Source organism: Salinicola sp. JS01 (assembly GCF_030284585.1).
In the GTDB taxonomy this organism is placed as follows: domain Bacteria; phylum Pseudomonadota; class Gammaproteobacteria; order Pseudomonadales; family Halomonadaceae; genus Salinicola.
In genome coordinates this window covers 2,530,577-2,545,906 of sequence record NZ_CP127244.1, presented here as the reverse complement: position 1 = coordinate 2,545,906, position 15,330 = coordinate 2,530,577, and the positions used below count along the sequence as shown (strand labels likewise).

At 63.5% G+C, this 15,330-nt stretch carries 12 protein-coding genes and 2 tRNA genes; 8 read left to right on the top strand and 6 right to left on the bottom strand.

The features are described from left to right. Nucleotides 1-295: 295 nt before the first annotated feature. The 3 genes from putA to QO259_RS11675 form a co-directional block, all read right to left on the bottom strand. Complete coding sequence (gene putA / locus QO259_RS11685; protein WP_207031059.1) at nt 296-3,487, bottom strand: bifunctional proline dehydrogenase/L-glutamate gamma-semialdehyde dehydrogenase PutA; 3,192 nt, start codon at nt 3,485-3,487, stop codon at nt 296-298. 200 nt (nt 3,488-3,687) lie between these two features. Further along, nucleotides 3,688-4,452 (bottom strand): AraC family transcriptional regulator, encoded by a 765-nt coding sequence (locus tag QO259_RS11680; protein ID WP_285950096.1) that lies wholly within the window; start codon nt 4,450-4,452, stop codon nt 3,688-3,690. Between the two features lie 16 nt (nt 4,453-4,468). Beyond that, nucleotides 4,469-4,840 carry a hypothetical protein gene (locus QO259_RS11675; RefSeq protein WP_285950095.1) on the bottom strand — a complete coding sequence of 124 codons (372 nt, stop codon included), beginning with the start codon at nt 4,838-4,840 and terminating at the stop codon, nt 4,469-4,471. Nucleotides 4,841-5,335: 495 nt separating this feature from the next. On the opposite strand from QO259_RS11675, the gene QO259_RS11670 reads away from it, so the two are divergent. Continuing rightward, on the top strand, nt 5,336-6,532 hold the full coding sequence (locus QO259_RS11670; RefSeq protein WP_207031052.1) for an MFS transporter: 1,197 nt from the start codon (nt 5,336-5,338) through the stop codon (nt 6,530-6,532). Between the two features lie 55 nt (nt 6,533-6,587). Here the strand turns inward: QO259_RS11670 and QO259_RS11665 are convergent, their stop codons facing one another. Next, nucleotides 6,588-6,782, bottom strand: coding sequence for a hypothetical protein (locus QO259_RS11665; RefSeq protein ID WP_207031050.1), 195 nt, complete (start codon nt 6,780-6,782; stop codon nt 6,588-6,590). Nucleotides 6,783-7,005: 223 nt separating this feature from the next. Next, nucleotides 7,006-7,560 (bottom strand): helix-turn-helix domain-containing protein, encoded by a 555-nt coding sequence (locus QO259_RS11660; RefSeq protein WP_233076491.1) that lies wholly within the window; start codon nt 7,558-7,560, stop codon nt 7,006-7,008. A gap of 464 nt (nt 7,561-8,024) precedes the next feature. On the opposite strand from QO259_RS11660, the gene gltX reads away from it, so the two are divergent. From gltX to QO259_RS11645, 3 genes are all read left to right on the top strand, one after another. Beyond that, entirely contained in the window at nt 8,025-9,503 is a 1,479-nt protein-coding gene (gene gltX / locus QO259_RS11655; protein ID WP_285950094.1) for a glutamate--tRNA ligase, read from the top strand. A gap of 87 nt (nt 9,504-9,590) precedes the next feature. Beyond that, nucleotides 9,591-9,666, top strand: a tRNA-Ala gene (locus QO259_RS11650). Nucleotides 9,667-9,697: 31 nt separating this feature from the next. Beyond that, nucleotides 9,698-9,773 (top strand) — tRNA-Glu (locus QO259_RS11645). Nucleotides 9,774-10,148: 375 nt separating this feature from the next. Here QO259_RS11645 and gltA read toward each other — a convergent pair. Then, entirely contained in the window at nt 10,149-11,438 is a 1,290-nt protein-coding gene (gene gltA, locus QO259_RS11640; RefSeq protein ID WP_207031044.1) for a citrate synthase, read from the bottom strand. 669 nt (nt 11,439-12,107) lie between these two features. On the opposite strand from gltA, the gene sdhC reads away from it, so the two are divergent. The 4 genes from sdhC to QO259_RS11620 are packed head-to-tail and all read left to right on the top strand — an operon-like array spanning nt 12,108 to nt 15,327. Further along, nucleotides 12,108-12,485: a succinate dehydrogenase, cytochrome b556 subunit gene (sdhC, locus tag QO259_RS11635; protein ID WP_035470652.1), complete on the top strand. Its 378-nt coding sequence runs from the start codon at nt 12,108-12,110 to the stop codon at nt 12,483-12,485. Continuing rightward, nucleotides 12,479-12,826 carry a succinate dehydrogenase, hydrophobic membrane anchor protein gene (gene sdhD / locus QO259_RS11630; protein ID WP_035470653.1) on the top strand — a complete coding sequence of 116 codons (348 nt, stop codon included), beginning with the start codon at nt 12,479-12,481 and terminating at the stop codon, nt 12,824-12,826. Before sdhC ends, sdhD begins: the two co-directional genes overlap by 7 nt. Before the next feature lie 3 nt (nt 12,827-12,829). Further along, complete coding sequence (sdhA, locus tag QO259_RS11625; RefSeq protein ID WP_035470654.1) at nt 12,830-14,602, top strand: succinate dehydrogenase flavoprotein subunit; 1,773 nt, start codon at nt 12,830-12,832, stop codon at nt 14,600-14,602. A gap of 14 nt (nt 14,603-14,616) precedes the next feature. After that, nucleotides 14,617-15,327, top strand: coding sequence for a succinate dehydrogenase iron-sulfur subunit (locus tag QO259_RS11620; protein ID WP_035470655.1), 711 nt, complete (start codon nt 14,617-14,619; stop codon nt 15,325-15,327). Nucleotides 15,328-15,330 lie beyond the last annotated feature (3 nt).

The window sequence follows — 15,330 nt, the reverse complement described above, 5'->3', positions numbered from 1 at the left end:
CTGTTACGTAGTTATTAGGCTGGAGGGGGTAGAGATCGATCGAGGAAGCCGACGCGACTTGCATCGGCTTCCTCGATCGACGGGCGCCAGGCCGGAGCGCGGCTCCGGCACATCAGCGATTTTCACTTCGGACGCCGTCGCATCGGCAGGCACGCGGCGACGTCCTCGGGTGAGCACGCCTCCCGCCCGCGCGCATCGCGGGGGGAGTATATCGGTTGCTGTTGTTATCGGGGACGGCCGAGTGTGGTCGATCATGCGTGATTTCCTTCTCGGATGGTCACCCGGAGCGCCGAGTTCAGTCGTCGCCCATGGCCAGCAGCGAGGCATTGCCGCCCAGCGCCGCGGTATTGATGGTACGTGTCTTCTCGGTGGCGAAGCGCAGCAGGTAGTGCGGGCCGCCGGCCTTGGGGCCGGTACCGGAGAAGCCCTGGCCGCCGAACGGCTGCACCCCGACCACCGCGCCGATGATGTCACGGTTGACGTAGACGTTGCCGACACGGATGCGGCTGGCGACATAGTCGGTGAAGCTCTCGTTGCGGCTGTGGACGCCGAAGGTCAGACCGAAGCCCTTGGCGTTGATGGCATCGATCACCGCATCGAGCTTGTCGGCAGGGTAGCGGGCGATGTGCAGCAGCGGGCCGAACTGCTCGCTCTCCATCGATGCGATGCCGTCGATGGCGAACGCCATCGGTGCGACGAAGGTACCGTGTTCGGTGTGTGCCGGATCGAGCTCTGCCTCGGCCAGCAGGCGACCCTCGGCCTTCATCTTCTCGACATGGGCGAGCAGCCCCTCGCGGGCCTCTTCGTCGATCACCGGGCCGACGTCGGTGCCCAGATCGCGCGGGTCGCCGATACGCAGCTCCGCCATCGCCCCGCGCAGGATCTCGATCACGCGATCGGCGATGTCATCCTGCAGATAGAGCACGCGCAGCGCCGAGCAGCGCTGACCGGCGCTCTGGAAGGCGGAGTGGACGACGTCCGCCACCACCTGCTCGGGCAGCGCGGTGGAGTCGACGATCATCGCATTCATGCCGCCGGTCTCGGCGATCAGCGTGGGCAGGGGCGCATTGTCGCGCGCCGCCAGGGCGCGGTTGATGATCTGCGCGGTACCGGTGGAGCCGGTGAAGACCACGCCGGTGATGCGCGGATCGCTGCTCAGCACGCTACCCACGGTGGGGCCATCGCCCGGCAGCAGTTGAACCACGTCACGCGGCATGCCGGCCTCATACAGCAGCTCGATCACGCGGTTGGCGACCAGCGAAGTCTGCTCCGCCGGCTTGGCCACCACGGTATTGCCGGCGACAGCGGCCGCCACCAGCTGCCCGGTGAAGATCGCCACCGGGAAGTTCCACGGGCTGATCGCCGCGAACACGCCCTTGCCGCCGAGCATCAGTTCGTTGGACTCGCCGGTCGGTCCGGGCAGACTGGTGGGTTCGGCGAACAGCTCGCGGGCGCGGGCGGCATAGTAGCGGCAGAAGTCGACCGCTTCGCGAATCTCGTCGACGCCGTCGGTGAGCAGCTTGCCGCCTTCACGCGAGCACAGCGTCATCAGCTCCGCCAGGTGCGTCTCCATCAGGTCGGCGTGACGCTCGAGGATCGCTGCACGCTCGTCGACCGGCGTCTCGCTCCAGCGCGGGAAGGCCTGCCAGGCGATCTCCACCGCCTGCTCGGCCTGGTCGCGGGTTGCCCACTGCACGCTGCCCACCACCTGGCGCCGATCGAACGGGCTGGTGACGCGCTGGCGCTGGGACTCGTCAGCGCTGACCTCGACCCCGAGCAGCGGTTTGGCGTGGTAGTCGCGCTCCATGAACTCTTGCATGCGCGCGATCAGCGGCTGGTACTCACTATTGATGTTCAAGTTGACGCCTTTGGAGTTCTTGCGGGCCGGGCCATAAATGTCCTGGGGCAGGGCGATGCGCGGGTTGGCATAGGTGTCGTAGTGCGCCAGGGTGGCGACCGGGTGGACACACAGCGACTCCACCGGCACGCGCGGGTCGACCAGCTGGTGCACGAATGAGGAGTTGGCACCGTTCTCCAGCAGCCGGCGTACCAGATACGGCAGCAGATCCTTGTGCGCGCCGACCGGGGCGTAGATGCGGCAGTAGGTACCCTGCGGGGCGCGCTTGAGCGCCGCCTCGTAGAGCGCCTCGCCCATGCCATGCAGGCGCTGGAACTCGAACGCGCGATCGGCCTCGTTGGCCAGCTCCAGAATATGCGTGATGGTGTGGGCGTTGTGCGTTGCGAACTGCGGGAAGATCCGCCCGCGGGTGTTCTCGGAGAGCAGGAACTTGGCGCAGGCGAGGTAGGCCACGTCGGTGCAGGCCTTACGCGTATAGACCGGATAGCCGGCCACGCCGAGTTTCTGCGACTCCTTGATCTCGGTATCCCAGTAGGCGCCCTTGACCAGCCGCAGCGGGATCTCGTCGCCCTGCTGGTCGGCCAGCCGGTTGACGTAGTGGAGCACCGTGAGGCAGCGCTTGGAGTAGGCCTGCACGACCAGGCCGAAGTGGCCCCAGCCGCGACAGACGTCGCTTTCGAAGACCGCGCGGAAGACCTCCAGCGAGAGCTCCAGGCGGTCTACCTCCTCGGCATCGATGGTCAGTGCCACCTGCCGCTCGCGGGCCATCTCGACCAGCTGCTTGACCGTACCCACCAGCTCCTCGAGCACCTGGGTGCGGCGGCCGAACTCATAGCGCGGATGCAGCGCCGAGAGTTTGATCGAAACCGAAGGCGCCGGGGTCTTGGCGTCCAGGCGGCGGCTGGTCTCGCCCACCTGGCGGATCGCCGCGGCATAGTCGTCGAAGTAGCGCTTGGCGTCGTCACGCGTGCGCGCGGCTTCGCCGAGCATGTCGTAGGAGTAGGTGTAGCCCTTGTTGAACAGGGGCTTGGAGCGCTTCAGGGCTTCATCGATGGTGCGCCCGAGGACGAACTGCTGGCCCATGATCTTCATCGCCTGGTACATGGCGCTGCGGATCACCGGCTCGCCCATGCGATTGACCATGCGATTGATGAAGTTGGCCGGCTTGCCGTCTCGGGGCTTGTCGAGCTGGATCACGTTGCCGGTCATCAGCAAGCCCCAGGTGGAGGCGTTGACGAACCACGACTCGCTCTGGCCGACATAGCGCTTCCAGTCCGCGACCCCGAGCTTGTCTTCGATCAGCGCATCGGCGGTTGCCTTGTCGGGCACGCGCAGCAGCGCCTCGGCCAGACACATCAGCAGCACGCCCTCCTGGGTGTCGAGACTGTACTGCTGCAGCAGCTCGTCGATCGAGTCGACCGCCGTGTCCATCTCGCGCACGTCATGTACCAGCTCGGCGGTCTTGTCGCCGATGCGCTTGAACTCGGCCTGATCGGCCCCCAGCAGGGTGACCAGTTCCGCGACGTAGGTGTCCTCGGCGACGATATAGTGTTCGCTGATCCGCGCGAACAGCTCATCGAGCGAGGTCTGCCACGTTTCGGGCTTCAACATCTGATCGGCTTTTAACATTGTTCAACCCCTGAATGGACATCGGCGGGACGTGTGATCGCCTGTCACCAGACGAGCGTCTCCGGCACGGAGGGAAGGATGGTGGGTGACTCTAGCGTGAAACAGAGCGCGGCGACTTGCCAATTCCAAGGAGAGATTTGTCACAAATCCGGGGTGGCGAACCCTCGAGGCGGTCGTCGGCTACGTCGCCGGCACCAAAGTTAGACCAAAGTCTGACGGCGCAGCGTGATCGGCGGATAGCCGAAGTGACGACGGAAGGCGTGGCTCAGACCGCTCTGATTGGCGAACCCGGTGCGTTCGGCGATCTCCGACAGCGGCGTGTCCGAGCTAGTGACCAGGTGGCGCGCCGCTTCCAGGCGTTGGCGCATGACGAACTGGTAGGGTGAGAGGCCGGTCTGCTGGCGGAAACGCTCGCTGAAGTGTGCCTCGCTGAGACAGGCGACCCGTGCCAGCTCGGCGACGCTGATGCGGCGGTCGAGATGGGCATGCACGAAACGTTCCAGACGCGCCACGTCGAGGGGGCGCGCCAGGCGCGAAGAGACCGACTCGGCCGGATCACGCCGCGCGTCGAGGGAGCTCAACAGGGTGGTGATCAGCAGATCGCCCGGGGCGTGCTGCGGGCGCGCCATCTCGTGGAGCAGGAACTGGACGAAGTGCTGCAACGACTCGTCGAGGCTGAAGTAGCCGGGGCGATCGAACAGCCGCCGCAGCTCGCGCTGGCTGCCGGTGAGCGAGGCGGCGTCGTCGGGAAGGTCGATGATCAGCTGACGGTTGTCGCCGATGCCTTCGTAGTAGTGCTCGACATTGGCCGGCACCAGGCAGCCCGACAGCGGGGCCACCACGCCGCCGTGGCCACCGACCTCGAATTCGGCATAGCCGGAGAGCCCGATCACGATCTGATGGTAGTCGTGGTGATGGTGCTGGATCGCGTTGTCCAGCGGCGCCAGACGGATAGTGTCGGTCATGCTGCGCTCCGCCGGCTCACGCCGAGTACTCGCCCTGATTCAGGGCCTGGTGGGCGGCGAGATGGGCGCGCAGCGCACTCAGTTCTTCTCGCCCCCGACGCGAGAACAGCGACCCGCCTTGTGCCACCTGCCAGGGCCGACCATGGGCTTCCATCAAATGCTGGCAGCGACGGCGCAGGCTCTCCAGATAGGCATCGTGGCGGATGGGGTAGCCGATGACGCTGTCCCAGCGGGCCTGATCGGCGCGGTTGTCGAGCACGGCATCGAACAGGGCGATCAGATCCTCGGCGCCGGTACGATAGCGCGGCGTGCGCGACAGCATCAGCGCGGCCACGGTGCCCAGGCTCACCAGTAGACAGACGGCGAAGACGATAAAGAAAAGCTGCACGAGGACGCTCCCGGCGGCGGAATGACCAAGACCTGCGACCAGAGCCGCAGTCTATCACGTTCGCCGCGGCCTGCCCCAGCGCCACGCCACCGACCCCCAGGACGGGTGGGCGGCAGAGAGGTCGAAGGTGCGCAAGCGCGTGTCGAAGACACAAAAACACCGGGAGCGGTTTTTGACGTCGGTTCCGCCGACGGCCCGAGGGGAGGGCGCCAGGGACAGTGGCCACAAAAAATGACCACAAAAAAAGTCGCCGCGCAGTGAGCGCGGCGACCAACGATCGCTAACAGTAAGCTAGAGATCCCATCGCAGGAATCTCATGCCTGTTATGAGTCCGGGGGGCGTGAAAAGTTCCCAGGGGGGCTTTGCTGCGTTGCCTGCGTGACGGTAAATCGCCCACACGTGGGAAATTGACATGCGTCAGCGGTTCTCAAGGTCTCGGGGAGCAGGGATAATGGCGCGATCTCCGTTATTAGACGAAAGTATTAAGAGGGCGCTATGAACGCAGCCACGAACGGGCGTCCCGATGCCCGCGTCGCGATACTCATCGAGCTGGCGCTGGCCGTGGGAGGTTTTGCGATCGGTACCGGTGAATTCGCCATCATGGGGCTGATGCCGAACGTCGCCCAGGCGCTCGGCGTCGGCGAGACCCAGGTCGGCCACCTGATCAGCGCCTATGCGCTGGGCGTGGTCGTGGGCGCGCCGCTGATCGCGGTCTTCGGCGCCTATCTCTATCGGCGCCACCTGTTGTTGTTGCTGATGGCGTTCTTCGCCATCGGCAACTTCGCCAGTGCCTTGGCCCCCGGCTACGCCTCGCTGATGCTATTCCGTTTCATTTCGGGGCTGCCCCATGGAGCCTACTTCGGGGTCGCCGCGCTAGTGGCGGCGTCGATGGTGCCGCCGCACAAGCGTGCCAAGGCGGTCAGTCGGGTGATGCTCGGTATCACCACCGCCATGCTGATCGGCAACCCGCTGGCGACCTGGCTGGGGCAGTTGCTTAGCTGGCGCTACGCCTTCGGCTTGGTGGGCGCGATCGGCCTGGTCACGGTGGTGCTGGTCTTCATCTACCTGCCGTTCAACCGCGATGAGGTGCGCAACAGCCCGTTGCGCGAGCTGACCGCGCTGCGCCGCCGTCAGGTCTGGCTGACGCTGGGCATCGGCGCGATCGGCTTTGCCGGCATGTTCTGCGTGTTCAGCTATCTGGCGCCGACGCTGATCCAGGTCACTGGCCTGGAAGATCACTGGGTGCCGGTGATCCTGGCGGCGTTCGGCGTGGGGGCGATCCTCGGCAACATGGCCGGCGGCTGGCTGTTCGACCGCCTGCAGTTCCGCTCGGTGGGTTGGATACTGGGGTTCAGCGCGATCATCCTGCTGCTGTTCCCGCTGGCGGCCCATTCGGTATGGACAGTATGGCTGGCGGTGTTGGCGGTCGGCGGTATGGTGGCGCTGTCGCCGCCGCTGCAGATTCGGCTGATGGACGTGGCCAAAGATGCCCAGACCCTGGCCGCGGCCTCCAATCACGCCGCTTTCAACGTGGCCAATGCGCTCGGCCCCTGGCTCGGCGGCCTGGCGATCACCGCGGGCTATGGCTGGACCTCCACCGGCATTGTTGGCGCAGTCATGGCGCTGGGAGGTCTTCTCATCTATGCGCTGGCGCGCTGGCAGGAGCCGCGTCGCGCCTCGAATGAAGCCTGAACGGCAGACGCCCCGGCACGTTGGCACGGGGGCGTCTCGGAACCTTGGCGGCACGTCAGTCGATCGGTGCGGCGGCGTTCTCGGTGGGGTAAACGCAGGGTTCCTGGCTGGGGCAGCGTTCGCACTGAATGGCGACACCCTCGGCGGATAGCTCGATAGCGCTGGTTTCCGGTAGCGCCTGTTCATGGCCACAGGCGCGGCAGCAGGCAATCCAACGATCGCTCGTCTGTGTCAGGGTGAACATATCCATTGTTCGTCTCCTCATCGGAATGGCTCAGAGTGCCGTTAGGAGTCTAACGGGAAAGCATGCCGGGATGCGACTTTGGTCTTGTATGTCAGGATAGCTGCTGGTCGGGCGAGAGGAGATATGTGACGAGACATCGAACGGATGTCTCGAATGGCATGACAGTAGCTGGGGTAGGGCTAACGCGCCCCGAGATTCTAACGTTGGGACAGGTGACGATCGCCGCGGCTCATTGGCGGCTCCAGCGGGCGCGTAGGTAGCCTACGACGCGAAACGGCGGGGTGCGCATGTTCTCTACGCTGACGCTCTGGAGCTGCTCGCCGCTGACACGGATGCGTCCTGAGGTGAGGCGCTCCAGATACTGGATCTGCAGGCGACCCTCGCGTTCGATCAGATAGAGCCCGTCCTGCTGGAAGCGTTCGCTCGGAAGCACCGCTGCCAGATCACCCTCATAGAGAAAGTCGAAGGTCTCACCCTCGGCGGGTGTGACCATGAAACAGTCGCTGGTCAGCAGTTGCGCAGTCGACAGCTCGGCATCGAGGTCGGCGCTGCTGGAGGCGGCTTCCCAGGGCGCACAGACGCGTGAGCGCAACGCCAGTAGCCCTTGCGGCTTGGTCGGGGCATCCACTGCCAGGGCGTTGAGGGAGTCGTCGTCGAGCAATTGCCGAATCGAGCAGTCGAGCGCAGAGGTGAGGGCGACCAGGCGCGCGTGGCCGATCTGTTTGATGGTGCCGGATTCCCAGTAGGAGATCGTGACGTCGGAAACACCGACCCGGCGCGCCAACGCGGCTTTGCTCAATCCGGCCTGGAGTCGAAGTTGTTTGATTCTTGGTCCTAGCCCGTCCATCCGTACATCTCGCCTGCATAATGATGCGTTAGCATATCCACTCATCACCGAAGTTTGTTTCGGGTTGGTTGGAGCGACGTTCTCGACATTTATCGCAACGTGTCGGAATGTAAGAAAAATTCCAGCTGTCGAGGAGGTGCCGGAAAGTCTCGGACCGCCATGGCCGAGCGTTGGACGAGACGCTCGGGACAGGGCTATCGTTCTGCACGATAATGAATCTTAGTGCCTTTCGTGCCACTTGAACAATTTGTGTCGAAGTTTCCCGGCGCTGCCTTGACGGGTTGGGCCTGCAGGTGGCCGCTGAGGGCGCGTATACTAGCGAGATCGGGAAGCCCTCGCGCGAGTCGCGTGGGGATCTCTTTACGGGCCCAGGCCCGCTTTTTCATCAACGGATTGGATTCATGACTGTACGCACGCGTATCGCGCCTTCCCCGACCGGTGACCCCCATGTCGGGACGGCCTATATTGCGCTCTTCAATCTCTGTTTCGCGCGCCAGCATGGCGGGCAGTTCATCCTGCGGATCGAAGATACCGATCGCCAGCGCTCGACGCTGGAGTCGGAGCAGATGATCCTCGATTCGCTGAGCTGGATGGGGCTGAGCTGGGACGAAGGCCCCGATGTGGGTGGCCCGCACGGCCCCTACCGCCAGAGCGAGCGTGGTGAGATCTACGCCGAGCACGCCCAGCAGTTGCTGGATGCCGGTCATGCCTTCAAGTGCTATCGCACCAGCGAGGAGCTGGACGCGCTGCGCGAAGCGCGGCGTGAGGCGGGCCAGCATCTGGCGCTCAAGTCCAGCGATCTGGCTCTGGACGAAGCGGAGCGCGCCCGCCGCGAAGCGGAAGGCTACCCCTACGTGATCCGCATGCACGTGCCGGACAGTGGAACCTGCGAGATCGACGACATGCTTCGCGGTCGGATCGAGGTCGACTGGGCCCAGGTAGACGCTCAGATTCTGCTCAAGTCCGACGGCATGCCCACCTACCACCTGGCCAATGTGGTCGATGACCATCTCATGGGGATCACCCATGTGCTGCGCGGTGAGGAGTGGATCAACTCGGCGCCCAAGCATCAGCTGCTTTACGCCTACTTCGGCTGGGAAATGCCGGTGCTGTGCCACATGCCGCTGCTGCGCAACCCGGACAAGTCGAAGCTGTCCAAGCGCAAGAACCCGACCTCGATCAACTACTACCGGCGCATGGGCTATCTGCCCCAGGCGCTGACCAACTATCTGGGTCGCATGGGCTGGTCGATGCCGGACGAGCGTGAGAAGTTCTCGCTCGACGAGATGATGGCCAATTTCGATATCCAGCGCGTGTCGCTGGGTGGGCCGGTGTTCGATCTCGATAAGCTCACCTGGCTCAATGGCGTCTATATCCGTGAGGACCTGGACGATGCCGGGCTGCTCGAAGCGCTGCGCAGCTGGGCTTTCAACGAGGAGTACGTGGGCCAGATCCTGCCGCAGATTCGTCCGCGGATCTCGACCCTGTCCGACGCCATTCCGCTGGCCGGGCACTTTTTCTCCGGGCTGCCCTCGATCAGTGCCGAGAGTTTCGATGGGGTGGCCCTGGAGCGGGAGTCACTGGTCGAGCTACTGCAGTTCCTGACCTGGCGCCTCGAGGCGGTCGGCCGCTGGGAGAAGGCCGAGCTGCTGGAGGTGTGCCAGTCACTCTCGGCGGCGCTAGAACTCAAGATGAAGGCGTTCCTGGCCCCGGTGTTCATCGCCGTCACCGGCAGCGCCCACTCCACCTCGGTACTCGATGCGATGGCGATCATCGGCTCCGACATGACCCGGGCGCGTCTGCGTCACGCCATCGAGGTGCTCGGCGGGGTCTCCAAGAAGCAGGCCAAGCGGCTCGAGAAGCGCTATCGCGAGCTTTGAAGCGAATCCTGGCCGGATCCGTCGGCGCTCAAATAAAGTGTTGACGGATCAGTTAGATACCCGTATAGTTCGCCCCGTTCCTGAGACGGGGCCTTAGCTCAGCTGGGAGAGCGCGACACTGGCAGTGTCGAGGTCAGCGGTTCGATCCCGCTAGGCTCCACCAAGGAACATCGCGACCGATGTCGCGCCTTTGCGTCCCATTCGTCTAGTGGTCCAGGACACCGCCCTTTCACGGCGGTAACAGGGGTTCGAACCCCCTATGGGACGCCACTTCTGCTTTTCCTCATCCTTCCCATTTCGACCGTCAACCTATGTGGCTGGCTGTTGATAACTCGTTTTTGATCGCTTCATAACGCTTGACAACGTGGTCGATTGTCCACTGCGTCCCGCTGTGCCGCCGAGGCCTGCGGGTAAGCGGCTGAAATGCGTATATATCCTGCTTTTTTCTTATAAATCAGTGTGTTGCGGTTGATCAAAAATTGAACGATCTGTCTTCAGGGCGCCTGTCAGGGGGCCTGCGTGACATTGTATGATGGTTTTGAACAGGGTTATCCACAGAATGTGTGGACATCTTCCGCGGCCAAAAAAAACCGCCGATGGGATCGGCGGTTACGGTAGGGTGAGCGCTACCCCGGGGCGCGAATCTCAGTTCGAGCTGGGGTAGTCGCGCTTGGCGTGGCCGGTATAGAGCTGGCGCGGGCGACCGATGCGGTAGCCGTTGCTGATCATCTCGTTCCAGTGCGAGATCCAGCCGACGGTACGCGCCATCGCGAAGATCACGGTGAACATGTTGGTCGGGATGCCGATGGCCTTGAGGATGATGCCGGAATAGAAGTCGACGTTGGGGTAGAGCTTGCGCTCGATGAAGTACTCGTCCTCCAACGCGATCTGTTCGAGGCGCTTGGCGATCTTGAGCTGCGGGTCGTCGGCGATCCCGAGCTCTTTGAGCACCTCGTCGCAGGTCTCCTTCATCACCTTGGCGCGCGGGTCGAAGTTGCGATAGACCCGGTGGCCGAAGCCCATCAGCTTGAACGGATCGTTCTTGTCCTTGGCCTTGTCGATGAAGCGCTGGATGTTCTCTTCGGAGTCGTCGCCGATCTCGTCGAGCATTGCCAGTACCGCTTCGTTGGCGCCGCCGTGGGCCGGGCCCCAGAGGGCTGCGATGCCGGCGCTGATGCAGGCGAAGGGATTGGCGCCGGTGGAGCCAGTCAGGCGTACCGTCGAGGTCGAGGCGTTCTGTTCGTGGTCGGCGTGGAGCATGAAGATGCGATCCATCGCCTTGGCCATGATCGGATTGACCTCGTAGTTCTCACACGGGTTGCCGAACATCATGTGGAGGAAGTTTTCCGCGTAGTTGAGATCGTTGCGCGGATACATGAACGGCTGGCCGATGTTGTACTTGTGGCACATGGCGGCCAGCGTCGGCATCTTGGCGATCAGGCGGATGGCGCTGACATGGCGCTGCTCGGCGTCGGTGATATCGAGGTTGTCGTGGTAGAACGCGGCCAGCCCGCCGACCACGCCGCACAGGATCGCCATCGGGTGGGCGTCGCGACGGAAGCCTTTGTAGAAGTTGACGATCTGCTCGTGAACCATGGTGTGACGGCTGACCGTCTCGGAGAAGTCGCGGTACTGCTCGGCGGTGGGCAGTTCGCCGAACATCAGCAGGTAGCTGAGTTCCACATAGTTGGAGTTGTCGGCCAGCTGCTCGATGGGGTAGCCGCGGTGGAGCAGTACGCCGGCGCCGCCATCGATGTAGGTGATGCCCGACTCGCAGGCGGCGGTGGCGACGAAGCCCGGGTCGTAGGTGAACAGTCCCTCGCCGGTCAGGCTGCGCACATCGACGACGTCCGGTCCGAGGGTGCCGGAATAAACCGGGAATTCAATCGTCTTGTCGACACCATCGACGGAAAGTTTCGCTTTTCTGTCAGCCATGTAGGCCTCCCTATCGTGACATAACCCTTTGTCTTTCCTGCTATGCGGGCAAAAAGAGTTCGCCCACTATAGGTTTCCGCAAAGGTTTGTCAATTCGCCCAAGCGGCTTTGACAACGGCTTCTATAGGCGGTTTCGCGCATTGTCGACACTTTGCTCGGTCAATGCGTCCCGTGATCTGCTCCTGCTGGGCGCGCCGCTCCATGGATGAGGCTGGCGGGCCATATTCCGCGCCGAGATGCCGGGCGCGGCCAGGATTGTCGCTATACTGATACAGGCAGAGTCGCTTCGGCCGAGGCGGCTCTGCCCGATCGGCAGGTGAAAGAGTCCGTGCTGCGTCTTTTGCGGCCGGGACCTGGAGTGTAGCCGCTGTGATACCGGGTGTCGCCGTGACGTCTGTGTCTCACTGCGGGAGAAGGGGAGTCATAGTGCCATGTCTGCGCTTGTGGCGGGTGCCGCAGGCAGGCTTTCTGGGGTCGTTCTGGGCATGACCAAAGTTGTAGCCGTTTGTCATGCCGGCCCTCAAACCCTATAATCTTCTCCCGCGCGATATGGCATCGTCAGCTCGGCCTGGGCCGCAGGGAAACCAGTTCCGCGACCGAGATCCTGCTTCTAAAAACCACAGCCCATACGGGCCAGACCCGTCTGGGTCAAGAGAGTGTTGAACAGCCGTGAATAGCAAACGTCCAGTAAACCTCGACCTGTCTACCATCCACTTTCCACTTCCCGCACTGACCTCCATCACTCACCGCGTTACCGGCGTCATCCTGTTCGTCGGGCTGATCTTCGGCTTCTGGGCCCTGGATAAGTCGCTCTCCTCGCCGCAGGGGTTCGAGACAGTGAGCGATGTGCTGGCGCACAACGTACTGGCCAAGCTGGTCGCCTGGGGTCTGCTCTCAGCGCTAGGGTTCCACTTCGTGGCCGGTATCAAGCACCTGCTGATGGACGCAGGCTACGGCGTCGATCTCGAAGGCGGTACGCGTAAGGCGCAGATCACGGTCGTGATCAGTGCCGTTCTGGTGGTTCTGGCAGGAGTCTGGGTATGGTAACCAACATCACGAATCTCGGTCGCAGCGGCCTTTCCGACTGGCTGATCCAGCGCGTCTCGGCGCTCGTCCTGGCGGTCTATGCGCTGTTCCTGGTCGCTTATCTGCTGTTCCATCCCAACCTCGATTACGTCACCTGGAGCGGGCTGTTCGCGCAGACCTGGATGCGTATCTTCTCGCTGCTGGCCTTCATCTCGATGGCCGCACACGCCTGGGTCGGTCTGTGGACCATCTCCACCGACTACCTCAAGCACACCGGCGCACGTTTCGGATTCCAGGCCGTCGTGATTCTCGCCATCTTCGTTTTTCTGGTGTGGGGCGTACAAGTCCTCTGGGGAGCCTGATCCATGTCTACCATGCGAAACCTGACATTCGACGCCATCATCATCGGCGGTGGCGGTTCCGGCCTGCGCGCAGCACTCGAGCTGGCCAAGTCCGGCAAGAAGACGGCGGTGCTGTCGAAGGTCTTCCCGACCCGCTCGCACACGGTCTCCGCCCAGGGTGGCATCACCTGTGCCATCGCCTCCGCCGATCCCAACGACGACTGGCGCTGGCACATGTACGACACCGTCAAGGGCGGTGACTACATCACCGACCAGGACGCCGCCGAATACATGTGCACCGAGGGCCCCAAGGCGGTCTTCGAACTCGAGCACATGGGGCTGCCGTTCTCACGCTTCGACAACGGTCGCATCTATCAGCGTCCGTTCGGCGGCCAGTCCAAGGACTTCGGCAAGGGCGGCCAGGCGGCACGTACCTGTGCCGCGGCCGACCGTACCGGCCACGCGCTGCTGCACACGCTGTACCAGAACAACCTGAAGAACAACACGGTGTTCCTCGACGAGTGGTACGCCATCGATCTGGTCAAGAACGCCAACGGCGACGTGGTCGGCTGTATCGCGCTGTGCATCGAGACCGGTGAAATCGTGCACGTCAAGTCCAAGGCCACCGTACTGGCCACCGGCGGCGCGGGCCGTATCTACGCCTCCACCACCAACGCCCTGATCAACACCGGTGACGGTATCGGCATGGCGCTGCGCGCCGGCTTCCCGGTGCAGGACATCGAGATGTGGCAGTTCCACCCGACCGGTATCCACGGTGCCGGCTGTCTGGTGACCGAGGGCTGTCGTGGCGAGGGCGGCTATCTGATCAACAAGGATGGCGAGCGGTTCATGGAGCGCTACGCGCCCAACGCCAAGGACCTCGCCGGCCGCGACGTGGTTGCCCGGGCCATGGTCATGGAAGTGCTGGAAGGGCGCGGCTGCGGCGAGAACGCCGACCACGTCATGCTCAAGCTCGACCACCTGGGTGAAGAGGTGCTGATGAAGCGCCTGCCCGGCATCGTCGAGCTCTCCAAGACCTTCGCTCACGTCGATCCGGTCAAGGAGCCGATCCCGGTCACCCCGACCTGCCACTACATGATGGGCGGTATTCCGACCAACGTTCACGGCCAGGCGCTGACCCAGGACAAGGACGGCAACGACGCCATCATCAACGGGCTGTTCGCGTGTGGCGAGGCGGCCTGCGTCTCGGTTCACGGCGCCAACCGTCTGGGCGGCAACTCGCTGCTCGACCTGGTGGTCTTCGGTCGCGCTGCGGGCATCTACATCGAGAAGGCGCTCAACGAAGGTATCGAATACCTCGACGCCTCGCAGTCGGACGTCGACAGTGCCATGGCGCGCCTGTCGCGCTGGAACGAGTCCAGCGGCGGCGAATCGGTCTCCGAACTCAAGGCCGAGCTGCAGAACACCATGCAGAACGCCTTCGGGGTCTTCCGTCAGGAAGACAACATGCAAGAGGGTGTGAGCAAGCTGGCCGAGCTGCGCGAGCGTATCGGTAAGGCCCACCTGAGTGACAAGTCCAACGCCTTCAACACCGCCCGGGTCGAAGCGCTGGAGCTCGACAACCTGCTCGAAGTGGCCGAAGCGACCGCCATCGCGGCGCTGGAGCGCAAGGAGAGCCGCGGTGCTCACTCGCGCTACGACTATCCGGATCGTGACGACGTCAACTGGCTCAAGCACTCGCTGTTCCATCCGGGCGACAAGCGCGTGACCAAGCGTGATGTCAACTTCACGCCGAAGACGGTCGATACCTTCGAGCCGAAAATCCGTACCTACTGAGGGGGTTGTCACTCATGTCCAGTCTTCAGGTTTCCGTTTACCGCTACAACCCCGAGACCGACTCCGCGCCCTACATGCAGGAGTTCCAGATCGACACCCAGGGGCGCGATCTGATGGTCCTCAACGTGCTGACCATGATCAAAGATCAGGACAGTTCGCTGGCCTTTCGCCGGAGCTGCCGTGAAGGGGTCTGCGGCTCCGACGGCATGAACATGAACGGCAAGAACGGCCTGGCCTGCATCACCGCGCTGTCCGAGGTGGTCAAGGACAACAAGCTGGTGCTGCGTCCGCTGCCGGGTCTGCCGGTCATGCGCGATCTGGTGGTCGACATGGGGCTGTTCTACAAGCAGTACGAGCGCATGCAGCCGTATCTGCAGAACGACACCGCGGCACCCGCGATCGAGCGACTGCAGTCGCCGGAAGAGCGCGACAAGCTCGACGGCCTCTACGAGTGCATCCTGTGCGCCTGCTGCTCGACCTCGTGCCCGTCGTTCTGGTGGAACCCGGACAAGTTCGTCGGCCCGGCCGGCCTGCTGCAGGCCTACCGTTTCCTCGCCGACTCGCGTGACAACGCCACCCAGGCGCGTCTGGCCGAGCTCGAGGACCCGTTCAGCCTGTTCCGCTGCCGCGGCATCATGAACTGCGTCTCGGTGTGCCCCAAAGGTCTCAATCCGACCCGGGCCATCGGCAAGATTCGGGAAATGCTGCTGTCCAACGCCACCTGAGCG

What these genes read in the sequence shown, in the direction of transcription:
- putA (WP_207031059.1), bottom strand. Translation starts at nt 3,487, where the DNA reads ATGTTAAAAGCCGATCAGATGTTGAAGCCCGAAACGTGGCAGACCTCG.
- QO259_RS11680 (WP_285950096.1), bottom strand. Translation starts at nt 4,452, where the DNA reads ATGACCGACACTATCCGTCTGGCGCCGCTGGACAACGCGATCCAGCAC.
- QO259_RS11670 (WP_207031052.1), top strand. Translation starts at nt 5,336, where the DNA reads ATGAACGCAGCCACGAACGGGCGTCCCGATGCCCGCGTCGCGATACTC.
- QO259_RS11665 (WP_207031050.1), bottom strand. Translation starts at nt 6,782, where the DNA reads ATGGATATGTTCACCCTGACACAGACGAGCGATCGTTGGATTGCCTGC.
- gltX (WP_285950094.1), top strand. Translation starts at nt 8,025, where the DNA reads ATGACTGTACGCACGCGTATCGCGCCTTCCCCGACCGGTGACCCCCAT.
- gltA (WP_207031044.1), bottom strand. Translation starts at nt 11,438, where the DNA reads ATGGCTGACAGAAAAGCGAAACTTTCCGTCGATGGTGTCGACAAGACG.
- sdhD (WP_035470653.1), top strand. Translation starts at nt 12,479, where the DNA reads ATGGTAACCAACATCACGAATCTCGGTCGCAGCGGCCTTTCCGACTGG.
- sdhA (WP_035470654.1), top strand. Translation starts at nt 12,830, where the DNA reads ATGTCTACCATGCGAAACCTGACATTCGACGCCATCATCATCGGCGGT.
- QO259_RS11620 (WP_035470655.1), top strand. Translation starts at nt 14,617, where the DNA reads ATGTCCAGTCTTCAGGTTTCCGTTTACCGCTACAACCCCGAGACCGAC.